Source organism: Streptomyces sp. NPDC002499 (assembly GCF_053595415.1).
The window spans coordinates 267,986-284,213 of sequence record NZ_JBSFXO010000003.1 but is presented as its reverse complement, the minus strand read 5'-3'; the positions used below and the strand labels follow the sequence as shown (position 1 = coordinate 284,213).

The window sequence follows — 16,228 nt, the reverse complement described above, 5'->3', positions numbered from 1 at the left end:
CACCCATGCGAAGACTCCACGCCCTGTGGGCCGTGGCAGGAGCGGCCGGACTGCTCGCGGGGGCGATCACGCCCGCGACAGCCGCCCTGGGATCCCAGGTCACCACACCCGCCCACGGATCCCGGGCCACCGCACCCACCACACCCACCCCATCCGCCGCGCCCGCCGCGTCCCGCACGGGCCCGAGCACCACCCCACCGCAGACCGTCACCCTCATCACCGGCGACACCGTGACCCTCACCGTCGGACCGGAAGGCAAGAACGCCGTCGACGTATGGCGCGGCAAGGGCCGCGAGGCCGCCACCTTCCTGTCCAGCGAGAAGAACGGCGAGATCAGCGTCCTGCCGGCGGACGCCGTCCCGCTGATCAAGGCGGGCCGCCTCGACCCGGCCCTGTTCAACGTCACCCAGTTGGTCAAGCAGGGATACACCGACGCGAAGACCGGCTCCACCCCGGTCATCGCGACGTACAGCAGGGGCACCGAGACCCCCGAGGGCACGCGCCGGACGCTGGCGCTGCCCGGGATCGACGGCGCCGCGCTCAGCGCGAAGAAGTCCACGGCCTTCTGGTCGGACATCGCCCCGGCGCTCGGCACGGCACCCACCGCGAAGGCCGCGAAGCGGCTCGGTGACGGCATCGACAAGATCTGGCTGGACGCCAAGGTGCAGGCGTCCCTCGACGTGAGCGTGCCGCAGATCGGCGCGCCCGAGGTGTGGCAGGCGGGCTACGACGGCACCGGCGTCGAGGTCGCGGTCCTGGACACGGGCGTGGACACCGGGCACCCGGACCTGGCCGGGAAGATCGCCGGCTCGGAGAGCTTCGTACCGGACGAGACGATCCAGGACGGCTTCGGCCACGGCACCCATGTGGCGTCCACGATCGTCGGCTCGGGCGCGGCCTCGGGCGGCCGGTACAAGGGCGTGGCGCCGGGCGCGCGGCTGCTGGTCGGCAAGGTGCTGGACGACACGGGCCACGGCCAGTCGTCCTGGATCATCGCGGGCATGGAGTGGGCGGCGCGCTCCGGCGCGAAGATCGTCTCGATGTCCTTGGGCGGTACGGCGTACGGTCCCTCCGACGTGCTCAGTGAGACCGTCGACCAACTGTCCGCGTCCACGGGCACGTTGTTCGTGATCGCGGCCGGCAACGCGGGCCCGGGCGAGCAGACCCTGGGCACCCCGGGCATCGCCGACTCGGCGCTGACGGTGGGCGCGGTCGACAAGTCGGACCAGCTGGCCTCGTTCTCCAGCCGGGGTCCGCGCCTCGGCGACTCCGCGGTCAAGCCGGAGATCACCGCGCCGGGCGTGAACATCACCGCGGCCCGCGCCGCCGGCACGACCATGGGTACGCCGGTCGACGACAACTACACGACGGCGAGCGGCACTTCGATGGCCACCCCGCATGTCGCGGGCGCGGCGGCGCTGGTGGTGCAGGCCCATCCGGACTGGACCGGCGAGCAGATCAAGGAGGCGCTGGCCAGCACCGCGAAGACGAACGCCGACGACTCCGTGTTCGAGCAGGGCGACGGCCGGGTCGACGCCGTACGGGCGGTCGAGCAGGGCGTCTTCGCGACCTCGGCGCTGAGCTTCGGCAGGTTCGAGGACGGCGACAACGGTGTCGTCGGCAAGGACATCACGTACACCAACACCACTGACAGTCCGGTGGAGTTGAAGCTCTCGTCGTCACTGCCCGACCTCGCTCTGGGCTCCGGTTCGGTGACCCTGCCCGCGAGGGGCAGCGCGACCGTCTCCGTCGGCGTCGACCCGGCGCGGGAGACTGAAGGCCGGTACACGGGCCATGTCACGGCGACCGCCGACGGCGGCGTCCAGGTCAGCACGGCCGTCGGCTTCGAGAAGGCGCCGAAGACGTACGACCTCAAGGTCTCGCTCGTGGACCGCGAGGGCAACCCGTCCACCGGGGCCTCGCTCTTCACGCTCCAGGAGCTGAACGGCGCCTACCCCGACGACTACGGCTTCCTCGGCACCGGCTGGACCTGGCAGGTACCGGCCGGCACCTACTCCATCGCGACCTGGATCCCGGACCGGGACGCGGGCGGTCTGGCGGTGGGCACCTCGGTCGTCGGCGACCCGGAGATCAAGGTCGACGGCGACACCGCCGTGGTCCTCGACGCCCGCAAGGCGGTGGAGATCAGACCGAAGACGAAGGAGGACTCCGAGTTCCAGGGCTTCAGCACCAGTTGGCACCGGGAGGGGCCGGGCAGCGCCTGGGGACTCACCTACAGCCAGGGCTTCTGGACCGACCACGTCTATGTGGCGCCGACCCGGACGGTCACCGTGGGCACCCTGAACTTCTACGCCAAGTTCCGGCTGTACGCCAAGGAGTTGACGGCGAGCGTCACCGGCCCGCAGAAGACCGCGCTGTCCTCGCTCTACTACTCCCAGACGTACGACGACTTCCCGTTGAAGATCAGCGGTGACCACACGGTCCGGGTGGTGGACGCCGGCGGCGGTACCGCGGCCGACTTCGCCGGGCTCGACGTCAAGGGCAAGGTGGCGGTGGTCGGCGTCGGCGCCACCGAGCGGGCACAGAGCGCCCTGGACAACGCGACCAAGGCCGGGGCGGGTTACCTCATCGTCTACCGCAAGACGCCCGGTTTCTGGATCGAGGCCGTAGACCGGGCGACCACCGTCCCGCTGATGATCGCCACCGGCGAGGAGGGCGCCAGGCTGGCCGCCCTGCTCAAGACCGGCAAGAAGGTCACACTGAAGCTGAGCGGCACACCGGTCAGCCCCTACGTCTACAACCTGCTCGCCGCACAGAGCGGCACCATCACGGCGAACCAGACCTACCGCCTCGACAAGTCCAACACCGTGAAGCGGAAGGCCCGTTACTACGGTGCCACGGCCGGTGAGACGGGCGCGGACACCCTGTACACCTTCCGCCCCTGGCAGCTCTTCGGCGTCGAGACCAGCGTGGACACCCAGTTGGGCACGGAACGCGACGAGTACTACTACGTCGACCCGGACACCCGCACCTGGCATGTCGTCTACCCGAACTGGCAGGCGCGCCGGGGCCAGTGGAGCCCGTTGCACACCTTCACCGAGCCGGGCACCGAGCCCACCGAGAACTGGCTGCGCCAGGTCGTCCGGCCGGGCAGCAGCGAGGAGTACGGCCTCTCCGTGCGCGACGGTGACAAACTCACCTTCTCGGTACCGGAGTTGAGCGACTCCACGCCGGGCCACTACGGATATGTCGACGGCGTCGACACCACCGCGCAGGGCAAGCTCTACGCCGACGGGCAGTTCGTGGGCGACTCGACGCTGGGCGGGTACGGCGTCTTCGACGTCCCGGCGACGAAGGCCTCGTACCGCTTCGATCTGGACGTGCAGCGCAAGGCGGGCTGGGCGAAGTACTCCACGAGCACGCACACCGAGTGGACCTTCGCCTCGGCGCACACCGCCTCCGAGACCGCACTGCCCTTGCTCACCGTCGGCATCGCCCCGAAGGGCCTCGACCTCCTCAACCGGGCCGACGCCAAGCGGGAGTTGACGGTCGGGCTGCCGGTCGCGAACCAGTCGGGGAGCGTCCGGACGAGCGGTCTGAAGGCCTGGGTCTCCTACGACGACGGCGCGTCCTGGAAAGCGGTGAGCGTCAAGAAGGGCGAGGCACGGTTCAGGCCCGCGAAGGGCGCCGCGTCCGTGTCGCTGCGCGTGCGGGCCGCCGACCGGGACGGCAACGCGGTCGACCAGACCGTACTGCGGGCCTTCGGCCTGAAGTGAGCACGACGTCGAGCCCGAGGTCGAGCTCGAAGTGATCCCGAAGTGAGCGGACGGGCCGAGCCACGGTAAGGATTCTTAACAAAGAACCCCTACCGTGGCGAGCCATGGTGAACACGGCACAAGATCATGCACGACGGACCCCTGCCGCGAGCCCTTGGGCCGCGGTGGGGGTCTCCGCGTCCGACGAGCTGGTGTACCGGTCGATCCTCCATCAGCCGGACGCCGGCGCGGTCGGCTGGGCGCTGCTGAGCGGGGCGACCCCGGCCGGGCTGCGCGAGGCCTGCAACCGGCTGCTCGCGCTGGGACTGCTCCAACCGCCGGACTCCATGGGCGGGTTACGGGCGGTCGACCCGCGGGTGGCGATCCGCGCGCTGATCCGGCGGCGCGAGACGGAGTCCGAACTGGTCGCCGCCACCGCCGAGGAGATGGCGACCGCGTACGAGGCGGGCCTGCTGCGCGAGGAGCCGTCCCGGCTGATCGAGGTCGCCTCGGGCGAGGGCGCCATCGCGGCCCGCCTGGAGGAGATGTACGCCCGCGCGGAGCACGAGGTGTGTCTTTTCGACACCCCGCCCTATCTCGCCCCGCCCGCACCGCAGGTGGACCTCCAGGCCGATCTCCTCAAGCGCGGTATCGTCTCGCGCGGCATCTACGCGGCGACCGCCCTGGAGGATCCGAACGCCCTGTCCCGCGCCTGGAACATGGTCGAACTCGGCGAGCAGGCACGGGTGTTGCCGTCCGTGCCGCTCAAACTGCTGGTGGTCGACGGGCGTCGGGCCCTGCTCCCGCTGACCTCGTCGGCGGCGGGCGGCTACTGCGCCGTCGTCGTATGGCACTCGGCGGTCACCGAGGCGCTGCAGAAGCTCTTCGAGCTGGCCTGGCAGCAGGCGACTCCGCTCGGCCGGCCCGCCGGGAACGCCGAACTCTCCGAGGACGAGCAGGCGTTGACGCGGCTTCTGGCGGCGGGCCTGAAGGACGAGGCGGTCGCCCGTCACCTGGGGATCAGTCTGCGCACGCTGCGGCGGCGGGTGAGCGACCTCCAGGAACGGCTCGGGGCGGCGAGCCGCTTCCAGCTCGGACTGCGGGCGGCCCAGCGGGGCTGGCTGTAGCGGAACGACGAAGGGCCGCACCCCCGTTCGCCGGGGATGCGGCCCTCAACCGCCGTACCGGAGCCGCTAGTTGCGGATCAGGTTGCGCAGCACGTACTGGAGGATGCCGCCGTTGCGGTAGTAGTCGGCCTCGCCGGGGGTGTCGATGCGGACGACCGCGTCGAACTCCACGCCGGTGTCGGTGGTGACCTTGACCGTGCTCGGGGTGGTGCCGTCGTTCAGCTCGGTGATGCCGGCGATGGAGAAGGCCTCCTCGCCGGTCAGACCGAGGGTCTCGGCGGACTGGCCGGCCGGGTACTGGAGCGGGATGACGCCCATGCCGATGAGGTTCGAGCGGTGGATGCGCTCGTAGGACTCGGCGATGACGGCCTTGACGCCGAGGAGCGCGGTGCCCTTGGCGGCCCAGTCGCGGGACGAGCCGGAGCCGTACTCCTTGCCGGCCAGGATGACCAGCGGGATGCCCTGCTCGATGTAGTTGCGCGAGGCGTCGTAGATGAAGGAGACGGGGGCGTCCGCCTGCGTGAAGTCACGCGTGAAGCCGCCCTCGGTGCCCGGCGCGACCTGGTTGCGCAGGCGGATGTTGGCGAAGGTGCCGCGGATCATGACCTCGTGGTTGCCTCGGCGCGAGCCGTAGGAGTTGAAGTCACGCCGCTCGATGCCGTGCTCGGTGAGGTACTTGCCGGCCGGGGTGTCGGCCTTGATCGCACCGGCGGGCGAGATGTGGTCGGTGGTGACCGAGTCGCCGAGCTTGGCCAGCACGCGCGCGCCGTCGATGTCCGAGACCGGGGTGGTCTCCATCGTCATGCCCTCGAAGTACGGGGGCTTGCGGACGTACGTCGACTCGGCGTCCCACTCGAAGGTGTTGCCGGTCGGGATCGGCAGCGCCTGCCACTGGGCGTCACCGGCGAAGACGTCGGCGTAGGACTTGTTGAACATGTCCTCGCCGATGGCGTTCGCCACGACGTCGTTGACCTCGGCCTCGGAGGGCCAGATGTCCTCGAGGAAGACCGGCTTGCCGTCCTGGTCGGTGCCCAGGGCGTCGCGCGTGATGTCCACCTTCATGGAGCCCGCGAGGGCGTACGCGACGACCAGCGGCGGGGACGCCAGGTAGTTCATCTTGACGTCGGGGTTGATCCGGCCCTCGAAGTTGCGGTTGCCGGAGAGCACCGAAGTCACGGCCAGGTCATGGTCGTTGACGGCCTTGGAGACCTCTTCCGGCAGCGGGCCGGAGTTGCCGATGCAGGTGGTGCAGCCGTAGCCGACGAGGTTGAAGCCGACCTTGTCGAGGTAGGGGGTGAGCCCCGCCTTGTCGAAGTAGTCGGTGACGACCTTGGAGCCGGGCGCGAGGGTGGTCTTGACCCACGGCTTGCGGGTCAGGCCCTTCTCGACCGCCTTCTTGGCCACCAGCGCGGCGGCGACCATGACGTACGGGTTCGAGGTGTTGGTGCAGGAGGTGATGGCCGCGACCGTCACCGCGCCGTGGTCCAGCTCGTACGTCGAGCCGTCGGGGGCGGTCACCGTGACCGGGTTCGACGGGACGCCGTTGCTGGCGACCGGGGAGTCGGAGGCCGGGAAGGACTCCTTGCCCGCCTCGTCGTCGTCGGCGACGTAGTTGCGTACGTCGCTCTTGAACTGCTCGGAGGCGTTGGCGAGGACGATGCGGTCCTGCGGGCGCTTCGGGCCTGCGATCGAGGGGACGACCGTGGCGAGGTCGAGCTCCAGCTTCTCGGAGAAGTCGGGCTCGGCGGCCGGGTCGAGCCAGAGGCCCTGCTCCTTGGCGTACGCCTCGACGAGCGCGAGCTGCTGGGCGTCGCGGCCCGTCAGCTTCAGGTACTTGATGGTCTCGGCGTCGATCGGGAAGATCGCGGCGGTGGAGCCGAACTCCGGCGACATGTTGCCGATGGTGGCGCGGTTGGCGAGCGAGGTGGCGGCGACGCCTTCACCGTAGAACTCGACGAACTTGCCGACGACACCGTGCTTGCGGAGCATCTCGGTGATCGTGAGCACGAGGTCGGTGGCGGTGGTGCCCGGGGTCAGCTCGCCGGTCAGCTTGAAGCCGACGACGCGCGGGATGAGCATCGAGACCGGCTGGCCGAGCATCGCGGCCTCGGCCTCGATGCCGCCGACGCCCCAGCCCAGCACACCGAGGCCGTTGACCATGGTGGTGTGGGAGTCGGTGCCGACGAGGGTGTCGGGGTACGCCTGGCCGTTGCGCACCATGACCGTGCGGGCGAGGTGCTCGATGTTGACCTGGTGGACGATGCCGGTGCCCGGCGGGACGACCTTGAACTCGTCGAACGCGGTCTGGCCCCAGCGCAGGAACTGGTAGCGCTCGCGGTTGCGGCCGTACTCCAGCTCGACGTTCTGCGCGAAGGCCTCGTGGGTGCCGAACTTGTCGGCGATGACGGAGTGGTCGATGACCAGCTCGGCGGGGGCGAGCGGGTTGATCTTCGCCGCGTCACCGCCCAACTCCTTCACGGCCTCGCGCATGGTCGCGAGGTCCACGACACAGGGCACGCCGGTGAAGTCCTGCATGATCACGCGAGCCGGCGTGAACTGGATCTCCTGGCTGGGCTGGGCCTGCGAGTCCCAGCCGCCGAGGGCACGGATGTGGTCGGCGGTGATGTTCGCGCCGTCCTCGGTGCGGAGCAGGTTCTCCAGCAGCACCTTCAGGCTGTACGGAAGGCGAGCCGAGCCTTCCACCTTGTCCAGCCGGAAGATCTCGTACGACTCGTCGCCCACCTGCAGCGTGCTGCGGGCGTCGAAGCTGTTCGCCGACACGACAGTCTCCTTCATTGATGTGCGCGTACTCACTCACCACGATCCTGCCGCCACGGCTACTTGGCCGATCCGCTAAGGTAAGGCTAAGTTAGGCAAGCCTTACCGCCGGGTCGGCGGTGGGGTGCGGCTGCGGTGCTCCTGGTGCAGATATCTCGATGTCGAGATAACTCTAGTACATGGGGGCGGACTGGTCATGCCCGGGCCGTGTCCGACCTCTGCCGAGCCATGAACGCGGACGCCGTCAGTGGTCCGGCTGGGGCGGTCTCGGAGCCGCGGAGACCCTGACCGTTCACTTGAGGCCGGAGTGGGACAGGCCCTCGATGAAGTGGCGTTGGGCCAGGACGAAGACGATCAGCATCGGCAGGACCGTCATGGTGGCGGCGGCGAGCTGCGTGTTCCACATCGGGCCGCCGTAGGAGTCGGCGAAGCGGGTCAGGGCCTGGGGCAGGGTGAAGAGGTCCGGCGACGTGAGGTACACCGTGGGCTCCAGGTACAGGTTCCAGGAGGCCAGGAACGTCAGGATCGCCACCGCCGACAGGGCCGGCCGGGCCAGCGGCAGGCAGATCCGCCACCAGATCGCGGGCCGCCCGAGGCCGTCGAGGCGGCCGGCCTCCTCCAGTTCGACGGGGAGGGCGATGAAGAACTGCCGCATGATGAACGTCGCCAGTACGCACGGCCCGGCCAGCGCGGTCACCAGGATCAGCGGCCAGTGCGTGTTGATCAGGCCCGCCGACTTGAACAGCTGGAAGAGCGGCACGATCGTCACCTCGCTCGGTACCAGCATCCCGGTCAGCACCACCATGAACAGCGCGTTCGCGCCGGGGAACCGGATTCGGGCGAACGCGTACCCGGCCAGGCTGGACACCGCCAGGGTGATCAGGGTGACCAGTACGGCGATGTAGACACTGTTGAAGTACTGCCGGGCGAAGGGCTGGAAGGTGAACGCCTCCCGGTACGCGGACAGGGTCGGCGAGTCGGTCCACAGCGACGGGGGGCTCTGGAAGATCTCCGCCAGCGGTTTGACCGACGCGGCGACCATCCAGACCGTCGGCACGACGAACGGGATCGCCAGCACGCCCAGCGCGATCACCAGCAGCGCTGACCGGACTCGGTCAGTCCTCATAGAACACCCACTTACGGCGCAGCTGCCATTGCAGCAAGGTGAGCAGCATGACGAAGGACAGCAGCATCAGGGCCAGCGTCGAGCCGTAGCCGATGTCGTTGAACTCGAAGGCCTGCTGGAAGACGTAGTAGACGAGGACCGTGGTGGACAGACCGGGCCCGCCGCCGGTCAGGACGGCGATCTGGGCGAAGGACTGCAACGCCCCGACCACTGTGACGATGACGGTCAGCAGCACCGTCGGCGAGATCATCGGCAGCGTGACCCGGGTGAAGACCGTGCGGCTGTTCGCACCGTCGATGCGGGCGGCCTCGTACAGCTCCCGCGGTACGCCCTGGAGGGCGGCGAGGAACAGGACCATGTTGACGCCGACGCTGCGCACCACCTGGGTGAAGATCACCGACACCATCGCGGTGTCGCCCTCCTGGAGCCAGTTCGGACCGTCGATCCCGACCGCGCTCAGGAGGCCGTTGATGCCGCCGTTGTCCTGGAGCAGGAAGCCCCAGACCAGGGTCCAGGCGACGACGGAGACCACCACCGGGGAGAAGAACAGCGTCCGGAACACCGTGACCCCGCGGAACTTCCGGTTGAGCAGGACGGCGATCAGCAGCCCGAGCGTGATGTTGACGATCACCACCCCGCCGGAGAAGAGCAGGGTCGCCAGCAGCACCTTGAGCAGTTGCGGGTCGTCGGCCAGGGCCGCGTAGTTGTCGCCGCCGACGAAGGTCTGCTTGCCGGAGAGGACGTTCCAGTCGTTCAGGCTGTACCAGATCGCCATGCCGACCGGCAGCAGGACGAACACCGCCACCCCGACCAGCTGCGGCAGGACGAACAGGTAGCCGGTCAGCACGTCCCGTCGGTGGGTCGTCCAGAAGGCCCGGCCCGCAGGCTGCCCGCCCGGACCCGACGGGCGCCCGGTCCCGGCCGCGGACTTCACGACCGCCCGCTCGGCGGCCCGGGTCCCGCTCACTTGCTCAGAATCGGATCGATCGCGGCGCAGACCGACTTCAGGACGGCCGGGACGTCGGCGTCGGCGCGCCACATCGCGTCCAGCGCCGTCTTGCCCTTCTGCGCGATCTCCGCCGGGCTGGTGTGGTTGGGCAGCGTGACGGCGCCCGGCAGTTGGTCGACCACTGCGGCCTGGAGCTGGGCGGGCTTGAGGACCTTGTTGTTCGCGGCGAGCTTGTCCCCGGTCAGCAGCGACTTCCGCGGCGGCGGGAAGTACTCGGCCAGCTTGGCGGCGTTCTCCGGATCGGTCAGGTACGCGAGGAAGTCCGCCGCCTGCTTCGGGTGCTTGCTGGAGGCGAGGACGCCCATCCCGGCCTGGCCGACGACGGAGTACTCGCCCTTGGGGCCGGCGGGCAGCGGGTGGAGGCCGAACTTGAACGAGCCGGTCAGCAGCGAGGCGCGGGAGACCTGCGCGACGGTGAAGGCCGCGTCGCCCGCGAAGAAGTCGGCGGTGGTGCCGGGGCCCGGCATCGCCTTGGTCTTGAACGCCGCGTCGTGCAGGAAGGTGAACGCCTGCTGCATCTCGGGGCTGTCGAAGGTGCAGGTCCTGCCGTCCGCGCTCCACGCCGACGCGCCCCAGCCGGTCCACACGGTGGCCAGCGTGTTCCACGCCTTGTAGTCGAAGTCGCGGACGACGAAGCCGGCCTTGCCGGTCTTCGCGTGCACGGCCGCTCCGGCCGCCGCGACCTGGTCCCAGGTCAGGGTGGCCGGATCGATCTTCTGCCCGGCCTTGGCCAGCAGGTCGGTGTTGACGTAGAGGGCGAACGGCGAGTTGGAGAACGGGTAGGCGTACAGCGTGCCGTCGTGGCTGTACTCCGCCGTCGCGCTGGCGAGCAGGTCGTCGTACTTCCAGCCGGGGGTGGCCTTGAGCGTGTCGGTCAGTCCGAGGAGCGCGTCGGAGGCGATGAGGTCCCGCGACAGGTCGCCCATCCATGCGAGGTCGGGGGCGTTGCCGCCGGCGATCTGGGTGGTGAGCGTCGTGTTGTAGTCGGCGAACGGGAGGCTCTCGAAGGTGATCTTCGCGATGTCGGGGTGGTCGGCGCGGTAGGCGGCGGCGATGTCGTCGAACAGCTTCAACTGGGCCTTGTCCGCGGTCCAGACCGTCATCCGCAGCTCGACTGCCTTGTCCGAGGTGCCGGTCGACGACCCGCCGCAGGCCGCGGTCAGCGCGAGGACCGTCGTCAGGGCGACGGCGCTCAGCGCCTTTCTGGTTCCGATCATGGGTGGGTTCCTTTCACGTGCGGGTGCCGGTCCGGCTCAGTAGCCGACGACCTCGGGCCAGTGGAGTTCGACGCCGGCCTCGACCAGGCGGCGGCGGAACTGCTCGACGAGTGCGGGTTCGGCGGCGACCTGCCGCGGGCTCAGCCCGCGGTCCAGGCAGAACGCGGCGAGTTCGCCCGCGGACTCGCCGATGTTCCATTCGACCGGGTGGAGCCGGTAGGCGCCGTTGGTGATGTGGGTGGTGCCGATGTTCTTGGCGGCGGGGAGCAGGTTCTGGGTCCGGACCGGGATCAGCGCGCCCAGCGGGATCTCGAACGGCGCGCACTCGACGTCGATGTAGTTGTCGCCGCCGGTGGAGGGGTGCAGGTCGATCCGGTACATCCCGACCCCGACGGAGGCGTCGAAGCGGGCGGGCCCGTCGGACCCGCGGGCCTTCACCGAGATGTCCTGTTCGCGGACGGTCGTCAGCGCCTTGATGCGACGGGATTCGCGGATGTACGGGGCCTGCGCGAAGCCGTCGTCGGTGCCGACGAGGTCCCCGCGCAGCCGCAGTCCCGGCCAGCCCCGGCCGCCGTCGGGACGGGGAGCCTCGGTCTGCAGCCAGTGGACGTAGGCCCGGGACTGGGCCTTGGCCGCGGCCAGGTGCCGCTCCCGGTCGTCGGTGTCGATGATCGAGCCGCCGACGTAGTCCAGTTGGGGCCAGTTGGCCAGCACGATGTCGCTGTCGTACAGGCCGTCCGCGAAGGTCTGGCGGGCCGCGATGCGCCGGAACTGCCACAGGTCACGGTCCCCGGCGTCGAAGCGCGGATCGCCGGAGACGTCCTGCTCCGGATTGACGATCATGGTGCGCTGTTCCGGCGCCAGGGTGCGTGGGTCGGGCGCGGTGAACGACAGCATCGGGGCGCCCCAGTAGGGCAGTTCGAAGGAGCGCCACTCGTCGTAGTCGTCGGGCCGGGCGATCGTGTGGTCCCCGGGGACGTGGTCGAAGACGAAACACCACGCGATCGACTGCACGTTGGCGGGGTCGGCCACCTCGGGGGCGCTCGGCTCGCCGGTGTCGGACCGGGCCTCGGCGCCGACGACGTACTCGGTGCCGGTCAGCGGCAGCAGGTCACCGGTCTCGGTGCCGTCCAGCACGAACTCCGCGGTGATCACGCTGTGTTGCCCGGTCCGCGGGTCGGCGACGGTGACCGTGCGGACCACACCGTCCACGGTCTCGGCCGCGACCGGGACCGCGGGCTGCAGGACGGTCAGCCGGCCGCTCGACCGGTACGGCGCGAGGAGGGCCTCGATCACCGCGAGCGCCACCCTCGGCTCGTGGCACAGCCGGCTCACCCGGCCGCGCCCCGGGTTGAGTCGGCGGTCCGCGCGCGCCTCCGCCGACAGCGGGTAGTGGTCCTGGTAGTAGCGGCGGATGTTGTCGCGCAGGGTCCGGTAGCGGGCGGTCACGCCGAACTGCTCGACCCAGATGTGCTCGTCCGGTGGCACCGCCTGGGACGTCAACTGGCCGCCCAACCAAGGGAATTCCTCGGTCAGCACCACCCGGTGCCCGCGCTGGAGCAGGGCGAGAGCGGCCGCCACCGAGCCGAGACCGCCGCCTATGACCGCCACCTCGGCGGCGACCTTGTTCACGACGGTCACGACAGCCCCGCCGACCGCACGGCGATGGTGTCGCCCACTTCGACCTCGGCCACCAGGAGCCGCTGGATGTCCAGTTCGACCCACTCCTGCGGGTCGGTGGTGATCAACTGCTGGAGCAGTCCGAGTGCTTCGGCGGCGACCTGTTTGCGCGGCACGCGAAAGCCCGTCAGCGCCCGTCCGTCGGTGCGATGACCGCGGACCTCACCGAACGCGGCGACCGAGATCTCGCCGGGCACGTCCACCCCCGCACCGACCAGCGCGAGGATGACGTCCTCGGTGAGGAAGGCGTCCTCGGCGATGATCAGCGTGGCCTCCGTGGCCCGGGCCAGCCGGGCGATCTCGGCGACCCGCTCCTCGCCCACCAGCATGAACGCCATCCGGCCCGCCGCCGAGGCGGCCTCGACCGCGCCGCGCCGGTCCCGGGCGGTGGCGGTGTCCCGGCCGCGGTGCACGTACAGGGCCTGGCTGTGTCCGCCGGCGGCGGCCTGATCGATCAGGGCGTTCGCCGGGGTGACGTAGTCGACGCCGACGTACGGCACGGCCGCGGTCGTCTCGTCCCTGCGGCCGACCGCGACGAACGGGAACTGCTCGGCGACCAGCCGTTCCAGCTCCGAGCCGACCATCTGCTGGCCGAGCAGGACGCAGCCGTCGGTGAGCCGCAGCCGGGTCTTGCGGTGGAAGAGGCTGCGGGTGCCGTTCTCGACCGGTGAGGACGTGAAGAGCAGCAGGTCCCAGCCGATCGCCTCGGCCGCGCCCTCGATCCCGTTCAGCAGGGGGCCGTAGAAGTCGAGGCTCTCCGGCGACAGGGCCTCCTCGTAGGTGAAGACGCCGATGATCTGGTTGTCCAGGCCGGCCAGCCGGCGGGCCGCCGGATCGGCGACGTAGGTCGCCTCCTCAAGAGCCCGCTTCACCCGCGCCCGGGTCTCCTCCGGGATGCGCACGTTGGTGCCGTCACGGTCGTTCAGCACCAGCGAGACGGTGGTCTGACTGACCCCCGCGATCTCGGCGACCTCGCGCTGGGTGATCCGGCGCGGCTTCGTTGGCATCGATCCTCCGTTGATAATGCGTAACTTCAGCGGACGTCGGTGACGTTAAACCGACCGAAACAAATGCGCAATACCCCTTGACCGACGGCATGTCCGATTGAGACGGTCCGTGGCACGAAGTTGATGATAGGCATTATCACAGCGGTTCCCGGCCAGACAGGAGCAGACGATGACCCCACCTGCCGAAGGCGGCCGCCTCAGCCGTCGCGGACTTCTCGGCGCGGCGCTCGCGGCCGGCGTCGTACTGATCGCCGAGTCCACCCCCGTGACCGCCCACGCCGCGGACGGCGACGTCACCCTGACCGCCGGCGGGATCAGCCTGCTGGCGAGCGTCGGCGGCCGGCTCGCCATCCGCGACGCGGCCGGTGTCACCCGCAGCGCCGGGTCGAGATTCCAGATCAAGGACCAGCTCACCGGCATCCACCTGTCGACCGGCGGCACCCCCGCGCTGGCCGCCCTGCCGGACGGGACACCGGCGATCCGGATGGACTACAGCTTCGACGCGGCCGCCGGGCCGACCACCGTCACCGGCTGGTTCAGCGTGAGCACCGGCCACGCCCGGCTGGAGTGGCGGATCACCGGCGCGGCCACCCTGCTGCCGGACGGCTTCCTGTTCAGCCGGGCGATCCAGGCGCCGACCGCGCCCGACGACTACATCGCGATCACCGAGTGGGTCCGCGACTCCGGCGGCGGCATCCCCTACGAGGAGACCGCCGGCGTCGCGCACACCTCGACCTGGGGCGGCCGGCACGGACTGTTCCTGCTGGACCGCTCACGCCAGGCCTGGACGAACGCGACCTGGATCCACGCTCCGGGAACGGCCGACCCGGCCGGCGGCTGGACCAGCCGCGCCGACTTCTTCTTCTCCGAGACGAGACCGTCGGCCACGGCCACCATCGGCCGCGGTGTCGAACTCGGCCTGGAGCTGACCACCGACCGCGACTTCAACCTCTACCAGGTCCCCGGCGAGCCGATGCTGCTCACCGCCCTGGTGGCGAACGGCGGCGGCGCGCGTACGGCCGAACTGGCGCTGTCCGTACGGGACTTCGACGGCACGCAGTCGACCGCCACCGTGACCGGCAGCATCGCCGCCGCGGGCACCTGGCAGCACACGTTCACCGTGCCCGCGCCGGCCGCCGGTCTCGCGTTCGCCGAGGTCGTCGTACGGTCCGGGGACGACGAGGCGTTCGCCCGGACCAACCTCGCGATCCTGCCGTCGTTCTCCTACCAGGCGGGCGCGGACAGCATGTTCGGCATCGCCAACTACCCCTGGCTGCAACGGCCGAGCGCCGACGCCGTGCTCGACCTCTGGCAGCGGGCCGGCATCTCCCTGGTCCGCATCGCCTACGACGGCGGCCCGGGCCTGCCGCCCTCGGCGTTCGACGCGCGAGGCATGCGCCACAACATCGAACTCCAGCCGTCCCTCGACGCGACCGACACCGAGGCGGCGGCCTGGGCGGCCGACAAGCTGGCCGTGGCGCAGGGCGCCGGGGCCGGGTACTTCGAGGTCGGCAACGAGCTGAACAAGCCGTTCAACACCGGCACGGCCGCCCAGGCCTACCTGGACAAGGCGCTGCGCCCGGTCTTCGACCGACGGGCCGCGACCGGGGCCGCCGTGAAGCTGATGAACAACGGACTCGCCGGGATGGACAAGCCGTGGGTGGAGAACTTCGTCGCCGCCGGCGGCTGGGACCTCATCGACGCGTTCGCCTACCACCCCGGCCGCGGCAACTTCACCCCGGACTACATACCGCCGGGCGACGACTGGAGCACCGGCTCGGCGGGCACGTACTGGAACTTCTACGGCGGCCTCAAGCAGCTGAAGGCGCTGATGGCGCAGCACGGCGAGAAGGAGATCTGGCTGACCGAGGCCTACGCGCCGACCAAGCCGAACAGCTGGTGGCACGACACCTACCGGCACGCCGCCGAGAACGTCCTGCTCTCCCTGGCGTTGGCCAAGGCCGAGGGCGTCACCTGCGTGTGCTGGTACCAGTTTCACGACAGCGTGCTGGGCATGCCGCAGGTCGCCGATCCGGACAACGTCGAGTACCACTACGGGCTGATGAACCGCGACCTCAGCCCGAAGCCGTCGCTGCTGGCGTACGCGACCGCGGCCCGCGTCCTCGACGAGGCCGTCTTCCGGGGCCGGCTGACCTTCCCCGACCCGAAGACCTTCGGCCTGTGGTTCGACACACCCGACGGCCCGGCGGTCGTCCTGTGGAACCGGGCCGACGGCTACCTGCTGAACACCTCCGGCGCGCGTACCGACTGGCATTTCCCCGCCCCCGAGGTCTGGGTGGATCCCTGGCCGACCAAGACCCGCCTCAAGGCCACCGCCGCCACCGCCGTACGCGAGCTGGACGCCGTCGGCCGCAGCCGGCAGCTGTCACCCGTCCATGGCCGCGTCACCCTCACCCTCGACGGCGCGCCGCGCGTCTTCTACGGCCTGACACCGGTGGCCGGACCCGACGCCAACTCCCTTGCGGGCTGCGGCTGACGGGGCACGCGGCCCGACATCCGGTGTGTGCCGACCGCCATACCCGCGCACCTTCGGGGTACCCGCTCCAG

At 70.2% G+C, this 16,228-nt stretch carries 9 protein-coding genes; 3 read left to right on the top strand and 6 right to left on the bottom strand.

The window, feature by feature from the left end; translation table 11 throughout:
* The first annotated feature begins 5 nt into the window (after window positions 1-5).
* Together ACWD5F_RS09320 and ACWD5F_RS09315 are read left to right on the top strand one after the other, a co-directional pair.
* Window positions 6-3,737 (top strand): S8 family serine peptidase, encoded by a 3,732-nt coding sequence (locus ACWD5F_RS09320; protein ID WP_451252640.1) that lies wholly within the window; start codon window positions 6-8, stop codon window positions 3,735-3,737.
* Window positions 3,738-3,841: 104 nt separating this feature from the next.
* Complete coding sequence (locus ACWD5F_RS09315; protein ID WP_401721756.1) at window positions 3,842-4,843, top strand: helix-turn-helix transcriptional regulator; 1,002 nt, start codon at window positions 3,842-3,844, stop codon at window positions 4,841-4,843.
* 66 nt (window positions 4,844-4,909) lie between these two features.
* Here the strand turns inward: ACWD5F_RS09315 and acnA are convergent, their stop codons facing one another.
* The 6 genes from acnA to ACWD5F_RS09285 all read right to left on the bottom strand — a co-directional run bounded on the left by acnA (window position 4,910) and on the right by ACWD5F_RS09285 (window position 13,660).
* Window positions 4,910-7,624, bottom strand: a complete 2,715-nt coding sequence (acnA, locus tag ACWD5F_RS09310) for an aconitate hydratase AcnA (RefSeq protein WP_451252639.1) — start codon at window positions 7,622-7,624, stop codon at window positions 4,910-4,912.
* 289 nt (window positions 7,625-7,913) lie between these two features.
* Entirely contained in the window at window positions 7,914-8,747 is an 834-nt protein-coding gene (locus tag ACWD5F_RS09305; RefSeq protein ID WP_451252637.1) for a carbohydrate ABC transporter permease, read from the bottom strand.
* Window positions 8,737-9,714 (bottom strand): carbohydrate ABC transporter permease, encoded by a 978-nt coding sequence (locus ACWD5F_RS09300; protein ID WP_451252635.1) that lies wholly within the window; start codon window positions 9,712-9,714, stop codon window positions 8,737-8,739. The genes ACWD5F_RS09305 and ACWD5F_RS09300 overlap by 11 nt, the downstream gene beginning before the upstream one ends.
* A complete protein-coding gene (locus ACWD5F_RS09295; protein WP_451252633.1) occupies window positions 9,711-10,973 on the bottom strand; it encodes an ABC transporter substrate-binding protein in 1,263 nt (420 codons plus the stop codon). Before ACWD5F_RS09295 ends, ACWD5F_RS09300 begins: the two co-directional genes overlap by 4 nt.
* Before the next feature lie 36 nt (window positions 10,974-11,009).
* Entirely contained in the window at window positions 11,010-12,605 is a 1,596-nt protein-coding gene (locus ACWD5F_RS09290) for an FAD-dependent oxidoreductase (RefSeq protein WP_451253170.1), read from the bottom strand.
* 5 nt (window positions 12,606-12,610) lie between these two features.
* Window positions 12,611-13,660 (bottom strand): LacI family DNA-binding transcriptional regulator, encoded by a 1,050-nt coding sequence (locus ACWD5F_RS09285; RefSeq protein WP_451252631.1) that lies wholly within the window; start codon window positions 13,658-13,660, stop codon window positions 12,611-12,613.
* A gap of 169 nt (window positions 13,661-13,829) precedes the next feature.
* Here ACWD5F_RS09285 and ACWD5F_RS09280 point away from each other — a divergent pair, with 169 nt between their 5' ends.
* Window positions 13,830-16,157 (top strand): hypothetical protein, encoded by a 2,328-nt coding sequence (locus ACWD5F_RS09280; RefSeq protein WP_451252629.1) that lies wholly within the window; start codon window positions 13,830-13,832, stop codon window positions 16,155-16,157.
* The last annotated feature ends 71 nt before the right edge of the window (window positions 16,158-16,228 follow it).

Coding starts and splice junctions, on each gene's coding strand:
- ACWD5F_RS09280 (WP_451252629.1), top strand. CDS start 13,830: ATGACCCCACCTGCCGAAGGCGGCCGCCTCAGCCGTCGCGGACTTCTC.
- ACWD5F_RS09305 (WP_451252637.1), bottom strand. CDS start 8,747: ATGAGGACTGACCGAGTCCGGTCAGCGCTGCTGGTGATCGCGCTGGGC.
- ACWD5F_RS09315 (WP_401721756.1), top strand. CDS start 3,842: ATGGTGAACACGGCACAAGATCATGCACGACGGACCCCTGCCGCGAGC.
- ACWD5F_RS09320 (WP_451252640.1), top strand. CDS start 6: ATGCGAAGACTCCACGCCCTGTGGGCCGTGGCAGGAGCGGCCGGACTG.
- ACWD5F_RS09295 (WP_451252633.1), bottom strand. CDS start 10,973: ATGATCGGAACCAGAAAGGCGCTGAGCGCCGTCGCCCTGACGACGGTC.
- ACWD5F_RS09285 (WP_451252631.1), bottom strand. CDS start 13,660: ATGCCAACGAAGCCGCGCCGGATCACCCAGCGCGAGGTCGCCGAGATC.